Here is a 20,480-nt window from a genome sequence, read left to right on the forward strand (position 1 = left end):
CGGATTTAAAAGAGCTCTGTAGTTCCGAGAAAAGTATGCATATCCCAGCTACTTCGAAAACCTGGCATTTCGAAGTAGCTGGGGTATAATTCCCTGAACTTGATATGATTCAAAGGAAAAAAATGAAAAAAGCGTTAATTTTAGGCGTTACAGGACAAGATGGTACTTATCTCGCCGAGCTATTACTTGAGAAGAATTATATTGTACATGGTATTAAGCGCCGCGCATCTTTATTTAATACTGATCGCATTGATCACCTTTATCAAGATCCACATACCACTAACCGTAATTTCATCTTACATCATGGCGATTTAACAGACTCCACAAATCTCATCCGTATTATTCAAGAAGTACAGCCTGATGAAATTTATAATCTGGCGGCCATGAGCCATGTCGCGGTTAGTTTTGAAACACCAGAATATACTGCAAACGCAGATGGCATCGGAACCTTACGTATTTTAGAAGCAATCAGATTGCTTGGACTTGAGAAAAAAACACGTTTTTATCAAGCGTCTACCTCTGAACTTTATGGTTTGGTACGAGAAACTCCTCAAAAGGAAACCACGCCCTTCTATCCTCGTAGTCCTTATGCCGTCGCTAAATTATATGCCTATTGGATTACGGTTAATTATCGCGAAGCTTATGGTATTTATGCTTGTAACGGTATTTTATTCAATCATGAAAGCCCCCTTCGTGGAGAAACCTTTGTTACTCGTAAAATTACTCGTGCTTTAGCACGGATTAAATTAGGGCTACAAGACTGCGTTTACCTCGGTAATCTCGACGCTTTAAGAGATTGGGGACATGCTCGCGACTATGTCGAAATGCAATGGCTAATGTTACAGCAAGACGAAGCTGAAGATTTTGTAATTGCTACAGGCGAGCAATACAGTGTACGTGAATTTCTTGAGACCGCTGCTGCCGAAATTGATCTTAAAATTACTTGGGAAGGTACAGGAGTAGATGAAATTGGTATCGACCAAAATGGCAAAGTGATCGTACGAGTAGATCCTCGTTACTTTAGACCCGCAGAAGTAGCCACCTTGCTAGGTGATGCAACTAAAGCGAGAGAAAAGCTTGGATGGGTGCCAACAACGAGCTTCCAATCTTTAGTTGCTGAAATGATGCGTGGAGATCTAAACGCTGCCAACCGCGATGAGTTAGTAAAACGTCACGGATTTGCGGCCTATGATTACCACGAATAAGGAGCCGCAAGTGAATACCCCTAAAATATATATTGCCGGCCATCGAGGCATGGTGGGCTCTGCCATTGTAAGAAGACTGGAAGAAGCCGGCTATACTAACTTATTAGTACGCACTCATGCCGAGTTAGATTTAAGCAATCAAGCTGATGTGATTGATTTTCTCGCTCGGGAAAAGCCAGATTATATTTTTCTAGCGGCTGCTAAGGTAGGCGGTATTCATGCGAATAATACTTATCGAGCCGAGTTTATCTATCAAAACTTGATGATTCAAACCAATATCATTCAGGCAGCTTGGAAAGCGGGCGTGCAACGATTACTATTTCTCGGCTCAAGTTGTATTTACCCAAGAAATTGCTCTCAACCTATCAAAGAAGAATATTTACTAACAGGTTCGCTAGAATATACCAATGAGCCCTATGCCATTGCTAAAATTGCGGGCATAAAATTGTGTGAAAATTATAATCTCCAGTATGGCACACAGTACGTTAGTGTAATGCCGACTAACCTCTATGGACCGAATGACAATTATGATTTAAATAATAGTCATGTATTACCTGCGCTTATCCGTAAATCACATGAAGCAAAAATCCGTGGTGACAAGCAACTGAGTGTATGGGGCTCAGGTACACCCATGCGTGAATTCCTTTACGTGGAAGACATGGCCGATGCCTGTGTGTTTCTAATGGAAGAAAAAACATCCGACGGTCTATTTAATGTTGGCACGGGGATAGACATCAGCATTCGTGAATTAGCTGAAATCGTTATGGATGTGGTTGGTTTTACAGGTGAAATTGTTTTTGACGAAACTAAACCTAACGGTACTCCGCGTAAACTATTAAATGTTGAAAAAATGAAAAATCTTGGCTGGAAAGCCAAAACTGATTTGCGTACCGGCATCACCAAAACCTATAAAGATTTTTTAAAAGCTGAACAAAATACCTATGCCTGATCAACCACAAATCACCATTGCTGTTCCCTCCTATAATCAAGGGCGTTTTTTAGATAAAGCACTCTCTTCGATTTTTATGCAGGAAGTTCCCGTTGAAGTGTATGTCTTGGATGGTGGTTCTACGGATAATTCCGTTGAAGTCATTCGTAAATGGGAAAGTCGCCTAGCGGGATGGCGCAGTCATCCGGATCAAGGGCAATCAGCAGCCATAAACGAAGGAATCGCCAAGGGCAAGGCTGATTTTGTATGTTGGCTAAATAGTGATGATTGGTTCTTGCCAGGTAGTTTAGTGAACTTATTAGAAGTCTTGAACAATTTTCCCGCAGCGCCAGCCGCATATGGAAAAGCATGGAATTTCCTTGAAAAGGATCAAAGCTCTCACGCGGTTTGGGTAGAATCATTTAATGCTCGACGTCTTGCTTTACGCTGTATTATTGCACAACCTGCCACCCTTATGAGACGCTCTGCCTGGGAGGCGATAGGCGGGCTCAATGAAAGCTTACATATGGCAATGGATTATGACTTATGGTGGCGCTTATTTAAAACATTTGGTCCACTGCAATTCTTGGATGAATTTGTCGCTGTTAATCGCGAGCATGACCAGACAAAAACAAAAAATAATCGCCGTTTACATTATAAAGAGGCGATGCAAATTGTGAAAAAATATAATGGATCTGTGCCATTAAAATGGTGGTTAGCTCAACCCTATAAAGTGTGGTTCCAATCCATTATAAAATGAAGTCGACTGGCCATTTATGTTTAAACCCAATCAAACATAGCCTCGCAAAGCGAAAATCCATGGGTAAATTGTCGCCCAAATAGTGGATTGCCATCTCAGCGCGATAAACCATGGCCTAAGTCAACAAGGAGCAACACTTTGATCTTAACTGAATCATAAGGAATGAAATTGAAAGCAAGTCACCAGCAAATTGCATTAAGAACGGAAACTATATTTCTCCTTATGCTAGGTATTGCAATATTGTCTAGCTTCTCTTTAGTCTATTTGCTAGGACATTTCACATCACAATCATCAGCCGCTCTCAATTTATTTACTCAAGGGGCTCAGCTCTTAGTCTACCCAAAAGCAACAGAGCGCAATACTTTTCTGATTGTGGCTGTAATTCTTCCAATTCTTATTTTATTTGCAACTAGATATCAATCTGGTTTCGACAAAATGGTTTATTCGAAATACGCTTCAATTGCTCTTCCATTATTAGTAGCAGCTTTTTTATTTTTGCCCATCTATAAATCGGATTTTTTAAAGATGATTATTTTTGGCAAAGTTTTTTTCATGCTTCATCCCACTGCTTTACTTTTTATTTGTTTAAGCTTAGCGACCCTTTGGTGCTTTAGTATAGGGAATTTTCAACCCCTAGATCTTGCCCCGAAAACAACAGCCTCTGTGACCTGGGTTATTTTTATTCTTGCTATGCTGCTCCAATTATTATCTTGGCGAATAGCAAGCATTAACTCCGTATCCTATGATCCAGCCTGGACAAATCATGCAGATGCAGCCTTTTATGCTCTGAGCCAAGTTGTTGCAGGAAAAACCCTATTAGTTGACTTACCTTCCCAATATGGTCTGTTTCCCGAATTAATCGCCCCCCTTTTTAAATGGGTCGGGGCAACTGTTTTAAATCTAAGCTTGTTTTTTGCGACTTTGCAGATAATTTCTCTCCTTGGTTTATTTTTTGTTCTCTTTAAATTGGTTAAAAACCCACTTTTATTAATACTGGGCGGGATAAGCCTACTGACCTTAACCTTTGGTACAACCATTTATTTCACAGGTTCGCATGACCAATATTTTCAGTATTGGCCCATTCGTTTTTTTTGGCCGGCTTTTTCTGTGCTTGTATTTTATTATTTTGCTCGCAAAAAAACATTGTTACGAGCTGCGACAGTTTCACTGGTGAGTGCTATTGGCGCATTTTGGATCATGGATACAGGCTTATTTATTTTCTTGTCTTTTGCGGCTTATCTTAGCGCTCGATGCATTATTTTATGTACTAGCGATAAATCTAACAGGCTGTTTCATCTTAAAAAATACCTTATTGCAATAAGTTTACATCTTCTAATTACTGCGGCAGTTATTTCTGTCCTACTGGGGGGCATGTGGCTTAAATCGCATCAGCCCCTACAGCTGCATCGCCAATTTGAATATCAAAAGCTTTTTTATGGCTTAGGTTTTGCCATGTTACCACTTCCTAATCAAATTCATCCTTGGATGTCCGTTTTAGGGATTTATTTACTGGGAATAATTATTTCATTGACTGCCTGGTTCCAAAATAAGAAAGATAGTATTCGAGTAGATCTCATTTTATATCTAAGCCTGCTCGGTGTTGGACTTTTTATTTACTACGAAGGCAGAGCTCATGTAACCAATTTAATCACCGTGTGCTGGCCCGCATTAATGGTAATGCTCATTGCTACGGATTGTACGATTAAAAGGATTCGTGAAAAAACCTTAGCATTCACGCAAATGGTTATACCCATTGCCGCAGTTAGTTTTTTACTCCTCTGTAACGCTAATTTTATTGCTCATGTACCGAATATGTTTCGTGAAATGCAATATGTTTTTAAAACACGACATGACGTTTATTTCCCCTACATTGTGGGTGAACTTGCTTTCATTAAGCAACATGCAGAATCAAAACAGGAGTGCCTTATTCTGGCCAAACGACAAAGTATTTATTATGCAGAAAGTGGATTAGCTTCACCAATTAATGGCCCTGGTATAGTAGAAACCTTACTCAAATCGGATGAAGAGCATTTCAAAAGAGAATTATTCAAGGGGCAACTTGACTGTGTTTTCCTAGGTTTAGGGGAAAGTAGCCCTTTCTTAGCCATCGATGCAGAGAAATTAACTCAGGTTTACAAGGTATCCAGTGTAAATGCGGAGCATACTATGCTCTATCTCACTCCTAAGACTTAAGCCATTTATTAAGACTATCGTTGTAACCACGATTGGTTTGCTAACCAAATGACCCAATGATTTAGACATTGGCGGAATACAATAACTAAAAATAACAATCCTAGAACTGCATATCGGTCAATATAATAAGCTATTCCGAGTTTAGAAGGGAAAATTGGCGATTGCTTCATTAACCAATTTTTTATCGCTAGACAAACAGGTAAATAGAGTAACACAACGATTTCACTAAAAATTCGCGGCTCCATAAAATTCCCAATCAATGATAAAGCCAAAAAATAAAAGAGAGTAAGATAGCGTAAAGGCCTAAACTGCAAGGGAATGTAATCAAAAAAAGCAAACCAAAATAACGGTAAACCAACAAGACCAAAAACAAGTAACAAGATATTTTGCCCTTCTAATAACCAAAGCCAATTCACTTCAAAATAAGTATGAGTAGAGGAACGAAAATACCAATCCATTAATTGGCCTGGGACCTTGTGCAATAGAGTAAGAATCAATAAACGTGCTAATACATAGGATAATAGGGCAAAAAAAAGTGGTTTTATAACCCTATGAATTTTATGCCAATACAGTGCCGGAATGAGTAATACCAATAGAATGCTGCTCTCCCGATTTACTGTAGAAATAAACACCCACGGAATAAAATAAACCCATTTTGCTCGAAGGCATAGTAAGAAACCTAGAGTCATAAAAAAAAGGGCAGCGGTATCGGAGGGGTAGAAAAAAGGGGCACTTCCATATACTTTAAAACGATAATTAATCACTGTCATTAAAGGCAAGAGCAAAATACAGAGCCAAGATAATAATTGTGCTTGTCTTTGATTAAATTCTAGTTTCAGTAATTGGAATAAGCTGAAATAAAATAAACTAATAAATAACCATTCCAGTAAAAAAAATAGTTTATCCACCGCAAGCGGAAAAACCCGAGACAGTACATTAGCTAGAGCTGGGACTAATATGCGCTGTTCATAGGGCAACTGCGCAGAAAAATTCATGAGTTGTTCTAAGGTAGTTTCGCTATAGATTCCAGAGAGTTGGGTATGAATGAAGGCATAGCCAAGAAGCAAAATTACGCTTATAAATCGATACTTATAATGCAAGATATCCCTATTGATCATCGTCTGGAATCCTATTCAAGATTTATCGAGGCTAACCGATATTAGAGAGGTAAAGCAAGTTCTCCAGAAGATCAGGATAATTAACTGGTTCAACCAGGAGGCATGATGAAAGATACAGCTAAGTTTAATGTGGGGGAGCGTGTAATCCATTTAAAATTAGGTTATCGCGCCGTTATTATCGACGTTGACCCCCTTTTTCAAGCATCTGGTCGGTACAATCCTCAAGCTTATAAACGCGAATTTGCAACTCGCAATCCCTGGTATCGCTTACTCGTTGATGGCAGCAGTCAAATGACTTATGTCGAAGAATGTTTTTTAAGAAGCGACCCAAGTGAGTTAACGATTGATAATCCGCAGATTAAGCAATACCTTAATGAATGCCAAGGTGGTTATCATGCTATAACGAGCCGTCATTAGAAATGATGTTGCTATAGGCTTGACAATTCTTGGCCCCCGCGCAAGCACGGAGGATTCGCTAAAAATTTACAAATGCCGAAGCATAAATACCAATAAAGCGATGAAAGCAATTAAAATGAGCGCTAGAAAACCCATTGTAGAAAAGCTTTTACTAAGATTTTCCCGACTAAATTGCTCGGGTCGGCCTTTTATCATTCGGTATAAAATCCAAACAATAAGTCCTGCTCCAATGAGCCCGAGTATTTGATACAAAGTTTCCATCACTTAATCCCCTTTACCTCAAAACTAAACGCATCTGAAAATAATTGCTCAGATGACACGCCCTTGGCAATCAAAATATCTCTTGTGGCATACACCATATCAAAAGGGCCGCCAATGACAAACTGCCAGTCCTTCAGATCAACAGGATGCTGACCGAGGATAATAGAAGCCAAGGTATCTTTGGAGCTATTTGATAATAACGAAAAATATTTAAATTGAGCGACATGCGATTGCCATTGGCTCACTTTTTCATTCATATACAAATCGTTTTGAGCGCGTGCGCTCCAAAATAATTCAAAAGTTCGACGATCACTCGAGGCTAATAATTGTTCAATCATAGCCTTAATCGGTGCAAACCCAGTGCCGCCAGCAATAAATAAGATGGGTTTATCTGCCTGTAGCTTATCCAGATAACAATCACCAAGTGGCAAATGGAGTCTTAATTCGCCTTTCTGTTTGATTTCATTAAGTAATTGTTGATTGTAAGGATTATCCAAGCTGTGACGGATATGTAATTCATACTTATGTGAACCTAAAGGAGCATTGGCTATGGAATAACAGTAGGGCTCACCTGCTGACAGAATTTCTAAATATTGTCCGGCCCGATAGTCGATATAGGTTTCTGGCGTCAAAATAAGCTGCAAAATACTATCTGTAAGCGGAGTAATACTCTCTACTTTTGCACGAATTGATTTATTCTTCATATATCCAATCCAAGTTCCGACCAATAATTATCAACTCGTTGCACAATTTCTTCATTCATCGTAATCGCTTGCCCCCATTCTCTTTGCGTTTCACCCGGCCATTTTGAAGTCGCGTCCATTCCCATTTTTGAGCCTAGGCCTGAAACAGGTGATGCAAAATCAAGATAGTCAATTGGTGTATTGTCTACCATCACCGTATCACGCTGAGGGTCCATCCTTGTAGTAATGGCCCAAATCACATCTTGCCAGTTACGCGCATCGATATCATCATCACAAACGATAACAAATTTAGTATACATAAATTGTCTTAGAAATGACCAAACCGCCATCATGACCCGTTTTGCATGCCCAGGATACTGTTTCTTCATGGTGACAACTGCTAAACGATAAGAACAACCTTCCGGCGGTAAATAAAAATCAACAATTTCTGGAAACTGTTTTTGCAGCAAAGGTATAAATACCTCATTCAGTGCTAACCCTAAAATTGCAGGTTCATCAGGTGGACGTCCAGTATAAGTACTGTGATAAATAGGCTGTTCGCGATGGGTCAGGCGCTCAACAGTAAATACCGGAAAAGTTTGTACTTCATTATAGTATCCTGTGTGATCACCAAAAGGGCCTTCTGCAGCTTCTTCCCCAGGCTCGATATAGCCCTCAAGAATGATTTCAGCACTTGCTGGCACATGCAAATCATTACCAAGGCAACGAGTAAGCTGGGTACGTTGCCCACGCAATAAACCAGCAAAAGCATACTCCGACAAACTATCGGGAACAGGAGTGACTGCCGCGAGTAAAGTCGCTGGATCGGCTCCTAAAGTTACTGCCAAAGGAAAACGCTCGCCCGGGTATTCCTTTTGCCAAGCTTGATAGTCTAAAGCACCTCCGCGGTGAGATAGCCATCGCATGATTAATTTATTCTTGCTCAGCAATTGTTGCCGGTATATTCCCATATTTTCACGAGCTTGATGAGGTCCTTTAGTCGTCACCAATCCCCAGGTAATAAGCGGCGCCACATCACCTGGCCAGCAAGTTTGAATAGGTAGACGTGTTAAATCAACCTCATCTTTTTCCCAAACATATTTTTGACAAGCCGCATCGCTAACATATTTGGGTGCCATATTTAGCGCTTGCTTCAGCAAAGGTAATTTTGCAAAAGCATCCTTAAATCCTTTCGGTGGCTCTGGTTCTTTTAAAGCCGCCAACAGCTTTCCCACTTCACGCAAGGCGGCAACAGTATCCTCGCCCATTCCCAGTGCTACTCGTTCTACGGTTCCAAATAAATTAGTTAGCACAGGCATGGTGCTGTTTTTAGGATTCGTAAAAAGTAAGGCAGGTCCACTTGCACGCAAGACCCGATCACTAACAGTGGTCATTTCGAGATAAGGGGAAACTGGAAAGTTAATTCGTTTTAGTAAGCCGCGAGTTTCAAGTTGCGCGATAAAATCGCGTAAGTCAGCATATTTCATGAGAAAAATTTAAGAAATTTAGTTGCATGGATTATGACACAGGCGACAGTTTAACAAAATAAAGCCGTTAGTCTGGTTTGATCTAATCTAACTTTCCGCCTGCAATCAGACGAATCGCTGGGCATGGTCGGCATTGTTCATCAGTGTCGTCATTGCAAGAAGCGTAGCGACAAAGCAACCCTGGGGGTTCGGAGTTAATAAAGAATTAACCAACTTGAATTGATACCTTGCTTCGAACCGCCTCGGTTGCTTCACTTCGTTCGCAATGACGAAGCGGAGGCTTCCTCTTCATGGTAGCCCGCGGTTAAAGCCGCGGGAGGAGGTTCGCTTGCGATAGTTATCTCTACTCTTGGCGCTTCATTGCCTCAAAAAACTCAGTATTGGTCTTATGATTTTTCATCCGTTCCAGCAAAAATTCAATCGCATCGCATTCATCCATAGATTGTAGTATTTTGCGAAGTATCCAAGTACGGTGCAATTCTTCTGGAGATAGTAGTAAGTCTTCACGACGGGTACCAGAGCGGTTGATATTAATGGCAGGGAAGACACGGCGTTCAGAAATATTACGACTTAAGTGGATTTCCATGTTACCGGTTCCCTTAAATTCTTCGTAAATGACCTCGTCCATTTTAGAACCAGTGTCAACAAGTGCCGTCGCAATAATCGTTAAGCTACCACCTTCTTCAATATTACGTGCAGCACCATAAAGACGCTTAGGTCTTTGTAACGCATTTGCATCCACACCTCCAGTCAGTACTTTACCTGAAGATGGAACGACGGTGTTATAAGCTCGTGCTAAACGGGTGATCGAATCGAGCAAAACAACTACATCTCGTTTGTGCTCAACTAATCGTTTTGCTTTTTCAATAACCATTTCAGCCACTTGTACGTGACGATTCGCTGGCTCATCAAAAGTACTCGCCACGACCTCACCTTTTACAGAGCGCTGCATTTCAGTCACTTCTTCAGGACGCTCATCAATCAGCAACACGATCAAATAACACTCTGGATAATTCCTCTCAATTGAATGAGCTAGATTTTGGAGCATTAAGGTCTTTCCTGCCTTCGGCGGAGAAACAATAAGACCACGCTGGCCACGGCCAAAAGGAGCACAGAGATCAACGACTCGAGCAGTTAAATCTTCTGTACTGCCATTACCTTGTTCCATAACCAGACGTTGAGTGGCAAACAATGGAGTGAGGTTTTCAAATAAAATCTTACGCTTTGCGCTCTCAGGGGAGTCAAAGTTAATTTCATCCACTTTTAATAAAGCAAAATAACGCTCATTATCCTTCGGTGGTCGAATTTTACCGGTAATCGTGTCGCCGGTACGCAAACCAAATCGTCTAATTTGACTTGGGGAAACATAAATATCATCAGGACCAGCCTGATAGGATCCATCTTCAGAGCGAAGAAAACCGAAACCGTCTGTTAATACTTCTAAAACACCACCGCCAAGAATGTCTTCACCCTTGTGTGAATGGGCCTTGAGAATGGCAAAAAGAATATCTTGCTTTCGCATGCGGGCAGTATTTTCAGCCCCCATATCCTGTGCGATGTTGACAAGTTCGGCAATAGGTAATTGCTTAAGTTCACTAAGATTCATACTTCTCTCTTGATGGGTTGGTTAAACGAAATGGGTTTTCCGGGATAATTTAATTGAAGGTCAGTTGGTAAGCCGCTGTCCACAGGCAATCTCTCAAACTCTCCGGATTCATTACCCTATCAGGTCAACTGCTCATCAACGATTAGTGTTCGATAATATTTCAGTTGAAAAATAAATTGGGTAACTTGAAACGGCAACCTGAGAAAGTGGCTACACATTGAGATAACAGCCTAGCATAGCTTTTTAATGAGATCCAGACTTTTTTTCTCTTCCTAACTTAAAAAATAAACTAGAAAGAGAAAAAAGAGAGTGATAATTATACATTGCTCTCAACAAAAGCACTTAATTGTGATTTTGAAAGTAGACCCATTTTCACTGCCTCAACCTGACCATTCTTAAATAAAATAAGAGTTGGGATACTCATAACGCCATATTTAGAAGGAGTTTGTGGATTTTCATCGATATTAATTTTGGCAAAAACAATATTATCACTATGGTTTGCGGCCACTTCTTCGAGAATTGGAGTTAATGCACGGCATGGACCACACCACTCAGCCCAAAAATCAACCAAAACCGGCTTGCCTGAATTCAACACATCCTGTTCAAAACTAGAATCAGTGACTGTCTTTATATTAGCACTCATGGATTAAACCTCAGTTATTTAAAATTAGGTGATCTGAGAAACATTATAGATCACCACAGACAGCTTGCAACACGCTTAGAGCAGTAATTGCTGCCGTTTCGGTACGTAATACTCTCGGTCCCAAACATAAGGGGTTAAAATTAGCAGCAAATATCTGTTTGAGTTCCTCTGGACTAAACCCTCCTTCAGGACCAATCAGGAGGCTAAGTTCAGCTTGAGCAAATTGATAATCTCGCCAGGATTTAGCGCCTTTTGGATCTAATACAAATTTTAACTGACCCTCATTTTTCTGCAAATACTCAGCGAGTGTCATTACAGGATTTACTGTAGGGACTTGATTGCGTCCGGATTGTTCGCAAGCAGCGACAGCAATGGATTGCCATTGAATACGCTTTTTTTCCATTCGCGCCTGATCCAATTTCACCACAGAGCGCTCAGTAATCAGCGGGCTGATGCTTGTGACGCCCAATTCCACCGCTTTTTGCATAACAAATTCCATCCGCTCGCCCTTGGACATCGCTTGAGCGAGATGAATTGTGCGTGACGACTCTCTGTTCACTTCTCGTTCTTTCTCGATATTCACGCTTACTTTTTTTTTGTTCACGCTAAGCAAAGTCGCATCAAATTCTCGATTATCACCACAGAATAAAACAATTTTATCGCCGGCTTGCATACGCAAAACGACACCTACATGCTGGCTTGCTTCTGGAGAAAGTTCTATAGTTTGGCCAAGAACAAAAGGACCCACCTGATAAATACGAATTTTTCTCACCACTACTCACAAAATTGAAGTTAAATTCTCATTTTACTATACCCAAACTTCTCCAAAATGCTAGGTTTTAGTTAAAGGGTATGTACTGCAAAAAATCTTGATGCTATGTTAGCGCTTTTATTTTTAAGGGGATTAACCGTCATGAGCAATACACGTATTGAGACTGACAGCATGGGCGAAATTGCTGTGCCTGCCGATCGCTACTGGGGGGCGCAAACCGAGCGGTCTCTACATCATTTTGATATCGGACGCGATATTATGCCTCGCGAAGTGACTCATGCTTTCGGTATTTTAAAGAAAGCCGCTGCAATGACTAACCTTGAGCTAGGTAAGCTGCCACAAGATAAAGCGGAGCTGATTGTTAAAGCAGCAGAAGAAGTTTGCTCAGGTCGATTAGACGAGCATTTTCCCTTACATGTTTGGCAAACGGGAAGCGGTACTCAATCTAATATGAATGCCAATGAAGTCATTTCTAACCGAGCCATCGAAATGGCTAAAGGAACAATGGGCTCTAAAGCACCCATCCATCCTAATGATCATGTCAATATGTCACAATCGTCGAATGACACTTTCCCAACCGCTATGCACATCGCAGCAGCAATAGCTATTTATCATAAATTGCTTCCCGCGGTGCGTAATTTGCGTGACGCACTAGCGCAAAAAATGAGTGCGTTCAAAGACATTGTAAAAATTGGCCGCACTCATTTGCAAGATGCTGTTCCAATGACTTTAGGACAAGAATTTTCCGGATATATTGCGCAATTAGACGCCTGTATTCAGCGTATAGAAAAAACATTGCCTGAATTGTATGAACTTGCTTTAGGGGGTACTGCCGTAGGTACTGGATTAAACACTCATCCCCAGTTCGCTGTTAAAGCCGCAACACATATTGCTAGCATTACCAAACTTCCTTTTAGTTCCGCTCCGAATAAATTTGCAGCCTTAGCCTCTCATGAGCCCTTAGTTATGGCTCATAGCGCTTTTAAAACCTTGGCTTGTGCATTAATGAAAATAGCGAACGATGTTCGCTGGCTTGGTTCGGGACCTCGTTGCGGTATTGGTGAACTTATTCTACCCGAAAACGAACCTGGTTCATCTATCATGCCGGGCAAAGTCAATCCGACTCAATGCGAGGCCATGACTATGGTCTGCACTCAAGTCATTGGCAATGATACAACGGTAGCTCTTGCTGCTAGCCAAGGAAATTTTGAGCTGAATGTGTTTAAGCCCGTTATTATTTTTAACGTTTTACATTCTTTAAATCTCTTGGCGGATACCTGCCGTTCTTTCCAAGAGTTTTGTGTTGAAGGATTGGAAGCAAATCACGCGGTAATTGATTATTATTTGCATCATTCTCTCATGTTAGTTACCGCACTTAATCAGCACATTGGCTACGATAAAGCCGCTAAAATTGCTAAAACAGCTCATCATGAAGATATTTCATTGCAAGAAGCAGCTATTAAACTTGGTTTTTTAACTGCTGAGCAATTCAGTGAGTATGTTAAACCTGAGGAAATGGTTAACCCTTAAGATCAAGTGTTGACGCCTTTCGCGTCAGCGGCGTTGTTGCATGATTGGGTTTCGGCCCGACCTATATGCAACAACGTCCGCGTCAACCTGGTTGGTACCGATCAGTTGAATGGTTTCAACTCTTCTAACGATTGAGCGAGTAAACTGACATTATTGCTAAAAATCCATTGCACACCCCGATTTAATTCTCTGTACAAGCTAAATTTTGAATCAATCATTCCAACGCCAACTCGTTTTTTAGCTGATCTCAGACGTTCAATTTTGTTGTTATTAAATAAAAGATAATGGCCTAAAACACCGCCATATTTTTTTTGTAGGCAAAGGTTTAAGAACTGGCTCACATTATTATGTACAGCAACTAATAGCAGACTCTCTGGAAGAAAAGACTTGAGAGAAGCAAAAATGGGCTCGCTGAGACTAAGCAAATGATAATCGACACAAGGCGTGAGTAATTTTAAATCATGATAAAGACTTTCTTCGGCACCAAGGGGTTCTTTCAACTCTATAAATAAATGAAGACGTTTGCCATACCGCACCACCACCTCGGCCAAGGTTAATATTTCGGGAACCAATTGTCTTAACTGGTTAAAACTCAAGTCTTTGATAGCAACATTTTTTCCCCATAGCCGCTTTAAGGTAGGATCATGATTAACAACTAAAACCCCGTCAGCGGTTGCGCGAAGATCAAGTTCAATGCCCCAACATCCTAAATCCAGTGCAGCAGCAAAGGCTGCATCCGTATTTTCAATAATATGATTTTTGCTGTTATGCGCACCACGGTGGGCGATGAGACAGGTATCCGAAATTTTAAAACAATCCGGCTGCTTTTGCGGCAAAAAGGAAAAAAAATAATCCACTGATTTTTCAAGGGTTTTTAAAAAACACATAGTTCTAAAGAAGCGAGAAGTTTGGGAAATTCTGCAATTTTTTTTGTATAAAAACTACAGTTATTCGCATCAACTGACATTTAATTTTGAAATTTATTTAATAACAGGGAGTTAACACAATTTTTTCCATCTTCTCAAGCAAGAAACTGATCAATAATTGTACTGCTTAATATTTCCATAACTTTGGCATTGTAAACTATATTAGTAAGAGAAAAATGCCGAAAATGGAATTCTTTATAGAAGAGTGGTGATCATGAAAGAAAAAGTGCTTATCAACCTCAAAGAACTTAAAGTCCTAGCCGAAGCTGCTGAAAATAATGCTCAGATTATTGAGCTTAGAGAGACTATTGAAGCGCTAATTGGAGAGCTACCCGAAGTTAAAGATGAAAAGGATTTGGCGAAGTTTAATCTTATGGACAATCCAATTGCATTAAGACTCAAATTACTAAACGAATTAGATGAAGCTTCTTCAACGATTAGGTCATTCCAGCAGGTTTTATATAAAAATGAAGATAGAAGCAGCGCTCAAAGATACTTAGAAAATATCTCAGAATATGTATCAAAAACCACCGCCATCGATGCGCTTGACGAATTAACAAAGATACAATCAGAATTTTATTCAGCTACAAGAACCATACAATTGAGTCTAATTCAGAGCATGATTCAGCATTTAACGGATAATACTGAACAGAGTATAACGACCACAGCTCCTGAACCTGAAAAAACCAGTGTTTCTAAAACAGCTCAACCCAGCCAAACTTCTGCAACAGGAAAAGGTCAATCAGGCTGGACAGGATGGACTAGCAATTTAGTCACAAAAATGACCTCTTTGGCCAGTGAAACAAAAACTAAAATAACCGATTTTACAGCGGAAAAAATAAATTCGCGCTTATCGCAAGCCTCCTATCTAGAACAACTTAAAAAACAGATAAAGGACCTTGGCGACAATGAAGACTTAACGCTTTCTTCATCTACTATGCTCAGCCTTTTGAAACAATACCAAAATTATGCGCCGAATTTAGACGTTTGGCCCACTCCTCCTGAGTTTAAAGAAAAGCCAGGGGGCAAAAAAGAAAGAAAAAAATCACGGTTCCCGATAATTGTTGAGCGGAATGCAAGAGAGCTCAGTCAAGAAGCACAGGAAGAACTGCTACAATTCTCCGAATTACCTCAAAAATACTGTGAAGAATTTAATAAAGCGGGTATTAGCGAAAAAACACGCCTCGAATTTAAAAGATTAAGCTCTTTTCTCAGCGATGAAAGTACAAAGGAATTTAAAGTTGCAGGAATTAGTGTTCAAACTCTCGAAGAATTAAAAAAAGGGACGCTTAGCCGAAATGCTATTAGTGAGTTTGAAAAGATAAACGTCAGCGAAGAAGCCCTTATCGCATTGCTAGCATGGACAAGAATAGAAAGATTTCAAAAATTGGGTATTCTTAAGAAAGATCTTCACGATCTCACTACAATCGACGAAGAAGCTTTAAAATCGCAGGGAATTACAGTCAGCCCCAAAGCCCTCAGCGAATTACACCAGTCTAAATTAAGCTTAATTGCTCGCAAACAATTAGAGAGTTTAAAATCAAACTTCGATATTGGTGAAACAATATTACAACAGCAATCAGAAGAGCGGAAAGCACGCCGTAAAAATGCCTCTGTGGAAGAGAAAATTGAACAATCTTCTGAGGAAACCCAGGTTGTCCAAGAATTGCTACGCGAATTAGGGATTAGTGATGAGAGTATAGCCCTTCAAGAAGCGGAAAAGAAAACTGAACAATCCTATGAAGAGCGACTACTAAGCTATCAAAAAAGTAGGGCTAGCCAAGAAACGCTAAGCGAATTACAAAATACTAATCTGAGTCTAGAAACCATTCAAGAATTTGAAAGAGCGGGAATTAGCAGTGAGACACTTGCTAAAATTCAAAGGGCAGAAAGCTTTCAACTAAGCGAGCTTAATGACCTAGCACTCAAAGAACTAGGAAAACCTAAACTAAGTAAAAAAACTATTGATGAATTGCAACAGCGAAAAACTCCTGCAGAATTAAGAGAACAAAAGGATGAACTCGATAGAAAAATTGAACGCAGATTAGGGGATTTAAAAGGGCTCTTTAACTTTGCCATAGCAAGAGAAATGTCCTTAGGAAAAGCATTAGACAATCCATTAATTAGTGCTCAGCTAAACATAATTAAAGATTTAAAAGAGCATGTTAATAGACTTGAGGTACTAAAAACTGAAAATCTTGGCTCAGATGCATTGCAAGCAATAAATGATTCCCTTAAGGACTCTCTGGAAAAAGTCATTGCGGCTACCAATCTAATCAATGAACAACTTAAAGATCTAGCTGAAGAAGATGAGACCAAAGAATCAGAGGAGCATCCCCATCAACAAGCTTCTGAACTAACAAGATCTAGCGACAGCGACAATGACAATGACAAGGACGACGCTGAGAATAAATTGCAAAATGAAATTCGTCTTGCATTTAGTCAATTTGCAACAACCCGAGCAATATTAGAAGACGTCCTAGCCCAAACCTCTAAAATAAAAAAAGAACCATCAAAACAACCAGAAGATTCCGCTTTTCAAGTCATAAAAGAGGTAGGGAAAGAAATAGGATCCAAAGTTAAAAGTAGTATCACAACCCTATTTGAAACAAAGGAAGACTCCAAAATCGAGAGTAAATCATCAGAAACAATGGTCGACTCTGAATTTTCAGAAAACATTGCTTTAAAAAATCAGCTAGAGTTAACAAGGACAAAGTTAAGTAATAATTCAGTGTTTATGGAATGCCTAAAAAAATACGATGGCCTTTTGACCGAATTTGTTGAAATTACAGACAAGAAAGAAAAAACTCTTAAGTGGCTAGCTAGTAAAGACGCTATTTCCCAAATAAACGATAGTGAAAGACGCAAACAACAAACTACTGCCATAGAATTGGCTAATAAACAGTTAGAAGAAGTGAAGGCTTCACTGAATGAAACAGTGGGAACTCTTAATAGGCTCATTGATGAAGCAAATACAGAAAGACTTCAGATAATAAATACAGAAGAAAGAGAAATCTATTCATTGCTAAAAAAGCTAGAAGTTCTAACTCAACAAACTAGCCTATCAGTCTATAAAGACATTATTGCCAAAATAAATATGACTATACCTTTTGACTTCGTACAAATCGAAAAAGAAGTTAACGAAATTGTTGCAACTTTTCCCAATCTTTCAGAAACTCGAATTAGGTTCAAAGCAGAGAATCAAAAAGAAAAATTAAATCAATATATATTAAGCTTTGAGACCCAAATTACTAAAGTAAATCAAAATTTTTTATTGACCTGGGATGCCGCTAAAAGCCAATTAACAATACTAAAAAATTCACAAACCGAGCTTAGCCTGGCTCAAATAAAGGCGAAGAATCCCTCAATAGAAGACAATGTAGCCCAAGCTCTTGCTAAGGAAATGGCCTTAAACGCTGTTGAAGATTTAAGTAAGCGTTTAGACGCACTGAACCCAATCGAAGAATCTCGGGATAAACTAAATGTTTGCTATACCTTAGATAACGACGAACTGAAGACAGTTTATGAAGAAATTAATGCTCGCCAACTAGTAATACCGGGAAAATTTGAAATGGTAAAATCCCGAGCAGAATCTCAAGAAGTAGGTATAGTTCGTAAAATGATGAAAATTGCAGCAGAAAAATTACCCCAATCAGGATCAGAGGTTTCTATTAATATTCTTAAGAATATTGGAGAGGCTCTAAAAAAACAACTGGATGCCTACCTGACTTTAGACACTGGAGATGAAACAACCCAAGAGAAGTTTATTAGTTCTTGTATAACTAATATTTGTGATGAGCTTACAGAAGAAAAATTAATGCAATTATCCCAACTTAATACAGTAGAGACATTTTTAATGGAAACCATTCATTCTTTAATGGTTGCGCTTTCTGATCTAGCTCAGTTTTTAAGGATTCCAGTGTCACCTCCAAAAAGCAGTTTTAGTGCTCAATTTTTTGCCAGCCCAGTAGAAAAGGATATAGCTGAGGCTGCAAAAGAGGCTCATAGCAAGTTGACTAAACTGCAAGGTACAGTAGCTGCTCACATACCTCAAGAGGATAACCAACCAAGGAACGGTACTGCCGCAACTTGATATAAAAAAAGCTGATCATCAGAATAATTATTGACAGCTTGAGCATTCTTAAGTATTTTAGCCACCAATTGCCGAGGTGGTGGAATTGGTAGACACGCTAGCTTCAGGTGCTAGTGGGGGTAACCCCGTGGAGGTTCGAGTCCTCTTCTCGGTACCATTTTTTATAGGTTCTCTTGCTGCATTCAAACCAGTTAAAGAAAAACCAGCAACCAACTGCATTTTTCAAACAAGCCGTTTAGACTTTTTGCTTACACTGAGAAAGTTAAATTTTCTGGTGGCTGAGCATCAGTTGTGTCTGTTAGCTGAGCAGAGGACTCTAGCCTTGCCGTGAGTTGTCGCAAGCAGGGATTGGACGACGAAACAAACTCTTGACACGCAGCTAGCATACCTTCACCACGACGCTGAGCAACCCCTACTTCCCAACCTCTTGCCCAGTCGATACTTCTTCCCCAGACACAAAAAGCCAGGCCCATACAAATAAACATTCCTAAGAATGGCGGCAAAAGACCAAACAAAGCCATTTCTTCACTACTCAAAGTCTTCATGTATTCAATTAAATAAAAGGGTATGGCAAAACCTAAGAAAAGACCTGCAACTCCAAAAACGCCGACCAAACCGAGGCAAACGCAGCAGACAAGATCTGAAAAAGAAAAACTGTGATTTAATAAACTCCAGCAACTCTCTGCTTCAGAGGTCGAACTATCCTCAGATTGAGGGAGAGCTCTATAAGCTCTTCGATCGGTTAGGTCGTCAGAGTTTCCCTCAACACGTGGCCCTCTCTCAAAAAAACTACGCATATCCATTCCCTAGTTTGTTTATATAAAAAATTAACAAGCCAAAATATAAATGATATTTAATTAAAAACAAAGACGCCGTCAACTGACTGAAGTGGTTGATTTTTCAAATATAAAACGATATCAACTACTCCATCTTTCCAAAAGCTTGGCCATAGCGAATCGTATCCCCGGCACGTAAATGATCAAGCCAATGCACACGATTACCATCCGCGAATAAAAGCACCACTGTGGAGCCTAATTTAAAATAGCCCATTTCTTCGCCTTGTTTGACAGCGGTAGCTGATTCGTTGAGCTCAGCAAAATCAAAGTATCGCTTTCGTTTTGACCGTTTAAGATCACCTTGCCAACGCGTACCAATGGCGCCAACGATAGTTGCTCCCACCAATACCATGGCCATTAGTCCCAGTTTCGTTTCAAAAACAGTGACTAAGCGCTCATTGCGCGCAAACAAATGAGGTACAACTCGGGCAGTAGTGGGCTGCACTGAAAATAACTTACCTGGGACATAAATCATTTCTATCAACTTTGCATCAATAGGCATATGGACACGATGGTAGTCTTTGGGTGAAAGATATAAAGTCGCAAAGCGCCCATGAGTAAATTGCCCGCTTAAACCTGCTTCACAAGCTAATAACTCAGCAACCGTGTAATAACGACCTTTGGCTTGTAAAATTTGACCCTTTTCAATTGGACCCAACTCGCTGATTGATCCATCCACAGGTGAAACAATATCGGCCTGAGCCAAGGGTCTGCATTCTGGTTTTAAGTGACGGATAAAAAAATCATTGAAACAGCGATAGGCATTCGGATTCTCGTTTATTGCCTCACTCATATCGACACTGTATTGTTGGATAAAGGCATGTATCAATCCATTTTTAATAATTGGTATTTTTACATCAGCCATTAAACCAGCAATATGAGTCAAAGTATGTTTTGGTGCCACAAACTGAGGCATTGTTTTTAAAAGGTCATTTAGCATAAAAATCAAATACAATTCAATTAATTCTGAATAATACCGCGAAAAGACTGGGGTTGTCATTTTAAGAATAGCAGACTGGCAA

At 39.9% G+C, this 20,480-nt stretch carries 17 protein-coding genes and 1 tRNA gene; 8 read left to right on the top strand and 10 right to left on the bottom strand.

The annotated features are described in order from the left end of the window. Positions 1–122: 122 nt before the first annotated feature. The 4 genes from gmd to Ldro_RS14365 all read left to right on the top strand — a co-directional run bounded on the left by gmd (position 123) and on the right by Ldro_RS14365 (position 5,086). On the top strand, positions 123–1,205 hold the full coding sequence (gmd, locus tag Ldro_RS14350) for a GDP-mannose 4,6-dehydratase (protein ID WP_058497112.1): 1,083 nt from the start codon (positions 123–125) through the stop codon (positions 1,203–1,205). 10 nt (positions 1,206–1,215) lie between these two features. Further along, complete coding sequence (gene fcl, locus Ldro_RS14355) at positions 1,216–2,154, top strand: GDP-L-fucose synthase (protein WP_164480611.1); 939 nt, start codon at positions 1,216–1,218, stop codon at positions 2,152–2,154. Continuing rightward, complete coding sequence (locus Ldro_RS14360; protein ID WP_058497114.1) at positions 2,147–2,893, top strand: glycosyltransferase family 2 protein; 747 nt, start codon at positions 2,147–2,149, stop codon at positions 2,891–2,893. The genes fcl and Ldro_RS14360 overlap by 8 nt, the downstream gene beginning before the upstream one ends. Positions 2,894–3,061: 168 nt before the next feature. Then, positions 3,062–5,086 carry a hypothetical protein gene (locus Ldro_RS14365; RefSeq protein WP_131764286.1) on the top strand — a complete coding sequence of 675 codons (2,025 nt, stop codon included), beginning with the start codon at positions 3,062–3,064 and terminating at the stop codon, positions 5,084–5,086. A 14-nt stretch (positions 5,087–5,100) separates the two neighbouring features. Here the strand turns inward: Ldro_RS14365 and Ldro_RS14370 are convergent, their stop codons facing one another. Then, positions 5,101–6,204 (bottom strand): hypothetical protein, encoded by a 1,104-nt coding sequence (locus Ldro_RS14370; protein ID WP_238584029.1) that lies wholly within the window; start codon positions 6,202–6,204, stop codon positions 5,101–5,103. A 105-nt stretch (positions 6,205–6,309) separates the two neighbouring features. Between Ldro_RS14370 and hspQ the strand changes: the two genes are divergently transcribed. Next, a complete protein-coding gene (gene hspQ / locus Ldro_RS14375; protein ID WP_058497116.1) occupies positions 6,310–6,621 on the top strand; it encodes a heat shock protein HspQ in 312 nt (103 codons plus the stop codon). 66 nt (positions 6,622–6,687) lie between these two features. On the opposite strand, the gene Ldro_RS14380 is transcribed toward hspQ, so the two are convergent. The 6 genes from Ldro_RS14380 to Ldro_RS14405 form a co-directional block, all read right to left on the bottom strand. Then, positions 6,688–6,882 carry a hypothetical protein gene (locus Ldro_RS14380; protein WP_058497117.1) on the bottom strand — a complete coding sequence of 65 codons (195 nt, stop codon included), beginning with the start codon at positions 6,880–6,882 and terminating at the stop codon, positions 6,688–6,690. Further along, positions 6,882–7,586, bottom strand: a complete 705-nt coding sequence (locus Ldro_RS14385; RefSeq protein ID WP_058497118.1) for an NAD(P)H-flavin reductase — start codon at positions 7,584–7,586, stop codon at positions 6,882–6,884. Before Ldro_RS14385 ends, Ldro_RS14380 begins: the two co-directional genes overlap by 1 nt. After that, positions 7,583–9,052 carry a 4-hydroxy-3-polyprenylbenzoate decarboxylase gene (gene ubiD, locus Ldro_RS14390; protein ID WP_058497119.1) on the bottom strand — a complete coding sequence of 490 codons (1,470 nt, stop codon included), beginning with the start codon at positions 9,050–9,052 and terminating at the stop codon, positions 7,583–7,585. The genes Ldro_RS14385 and ubiD overlap by 4 nt, the downstream gene beginning before the upstream one ends. Positions 9,053–9,395: 343 nt before the next feature. Then, complete coding sequence (rho, locus tag Ldro_RS14395) at positions 9,396–10,658, bottom strand: transcription termination factor Rho (protein ID WP_058497120.1); 1,263 nt, start codon at positions 10,656–10,658, stop codon at positions 9,396–9,398. Between the two features lie 316 nt (positions 10,659–10,974). Further along, positions 10,975–11,301, bottom strand: a complete 327-nt coding sequence (trxA, locus tag Ldro_RS14400) for a thioredoxin (RefSeq protein ID WP_058497121.1) — start codon at positions 11,299–11,301, stop codon at positions 10,975–10,977. A 43-nt stretch (positions 11,302–11,344) separates the two neighbouring features. Further along, positions 11,345–12,073 carry a 16S rRNA (uracil(1498)-N(3))-methyltransferase gene (locus Ldro_RS14405; RefSeq protein WP_058497122.1) on the bottom strand — a complete coding sequence of 243 codons (729 nt, stop codon included), beginning with the start codon at positions 12,071–12,073 and terminating at the stop codon, positions 11,345–11,347. Between the two features lie 141 nt (positions 12,074–12,214). Between Ldro_RS14405 and fumC the strand changes: the two genes are divergently transcribed. After that, on the top strand, positions 12,215–13,603 hold the full coding sequence (gene fumC / locus Ldro_RS14410) for a class II fumarate hydratase (RefSeq protein WP_058497226.1): 1,389 nt from the start codon (positions 12,215–12,217) through the stop codon (positions 13,601–13,603). A 101-nt stretch (positions 13,604–13,704) separates the two neighbouring features. On the opposite strand, the gene Ldro_RS14415 is transcribed toward fumC, so the two are convergent. Further along, positions 13,705–14,490 carry a glycerophosphodiester phosphodiesterase gene (locus tag Ldro_RS14415; protein WP_058497123.1) on the bottom strand — a complete coding sequence of 262 codons (786 nt, stop codon included), beginning with the start codon at positions 14,488–14,490 and terminating at the stop codon, positions 13,705–13,707. A 253-nt stretch (positions 14,491–14,743) separates the two neighbouring features. Between Ldro_RS14415 and Ldro_RS14420 the strand changes: the two genes are divergently transcribed. Further along, entirely contained in the window at positions 14,744–18,622 is a 3,879-nt protein-coding gene (locus Ldro_RS14420) for a coiled-coil domain-containing protein (protein WP_058497124.1), read from the top strand. Positions 18,623–18,692: 70 nt separating this feature from the next. Further along, a tRNA-Leu gene (locus tag Ldro_RS14425) sits at positions 18,693–18,779 on the top strand. Between the two features lie 91 nt (positions 18,780–18,870). Here Ldro_RS14425 and Ldro_RS14430 read toward each other — a convergent pair. Continuing rightward, on the bottom strand, positions 18,871–19,419 hold the full coding sequence (locus Ldro_RS14430; RefSeq protein WP_058497125.1) for a hypothetical protein: 549 nt from the start codon (positions 19,417–19,419) through the stop codon (positions 18,871–18,873). Positions 19,420–19,543: 124 nt separating this feature from the next. Continuing rightward, positions 19,544–20,398 carry an archaetidylserine decarboxylase gene (asd, locus tag Ldro_RS14435; protein WP_058497126.1) on the bottom strand — a complete coding sequence of 285 codons (855 nt, stop codon included), beginning with the start codon at positions 20,396–20,398 and terminating at the stop codon, positions 19,544–19,546. Between the last annotated feature and the right edge of the window lie 82 nt (positions 20,399–20,480).

It is taken from the genome of Legionella drozanskii LLAP-1, assembly GCF_001467585.1.
In the GTDB taxonomy this organism is placed as follows: Bacteria; Pseudomonadota; Gammaproteobacteria; order Legionellales; family Legionellaceae; genus Tatlockia; species Tatlockia drozanskii.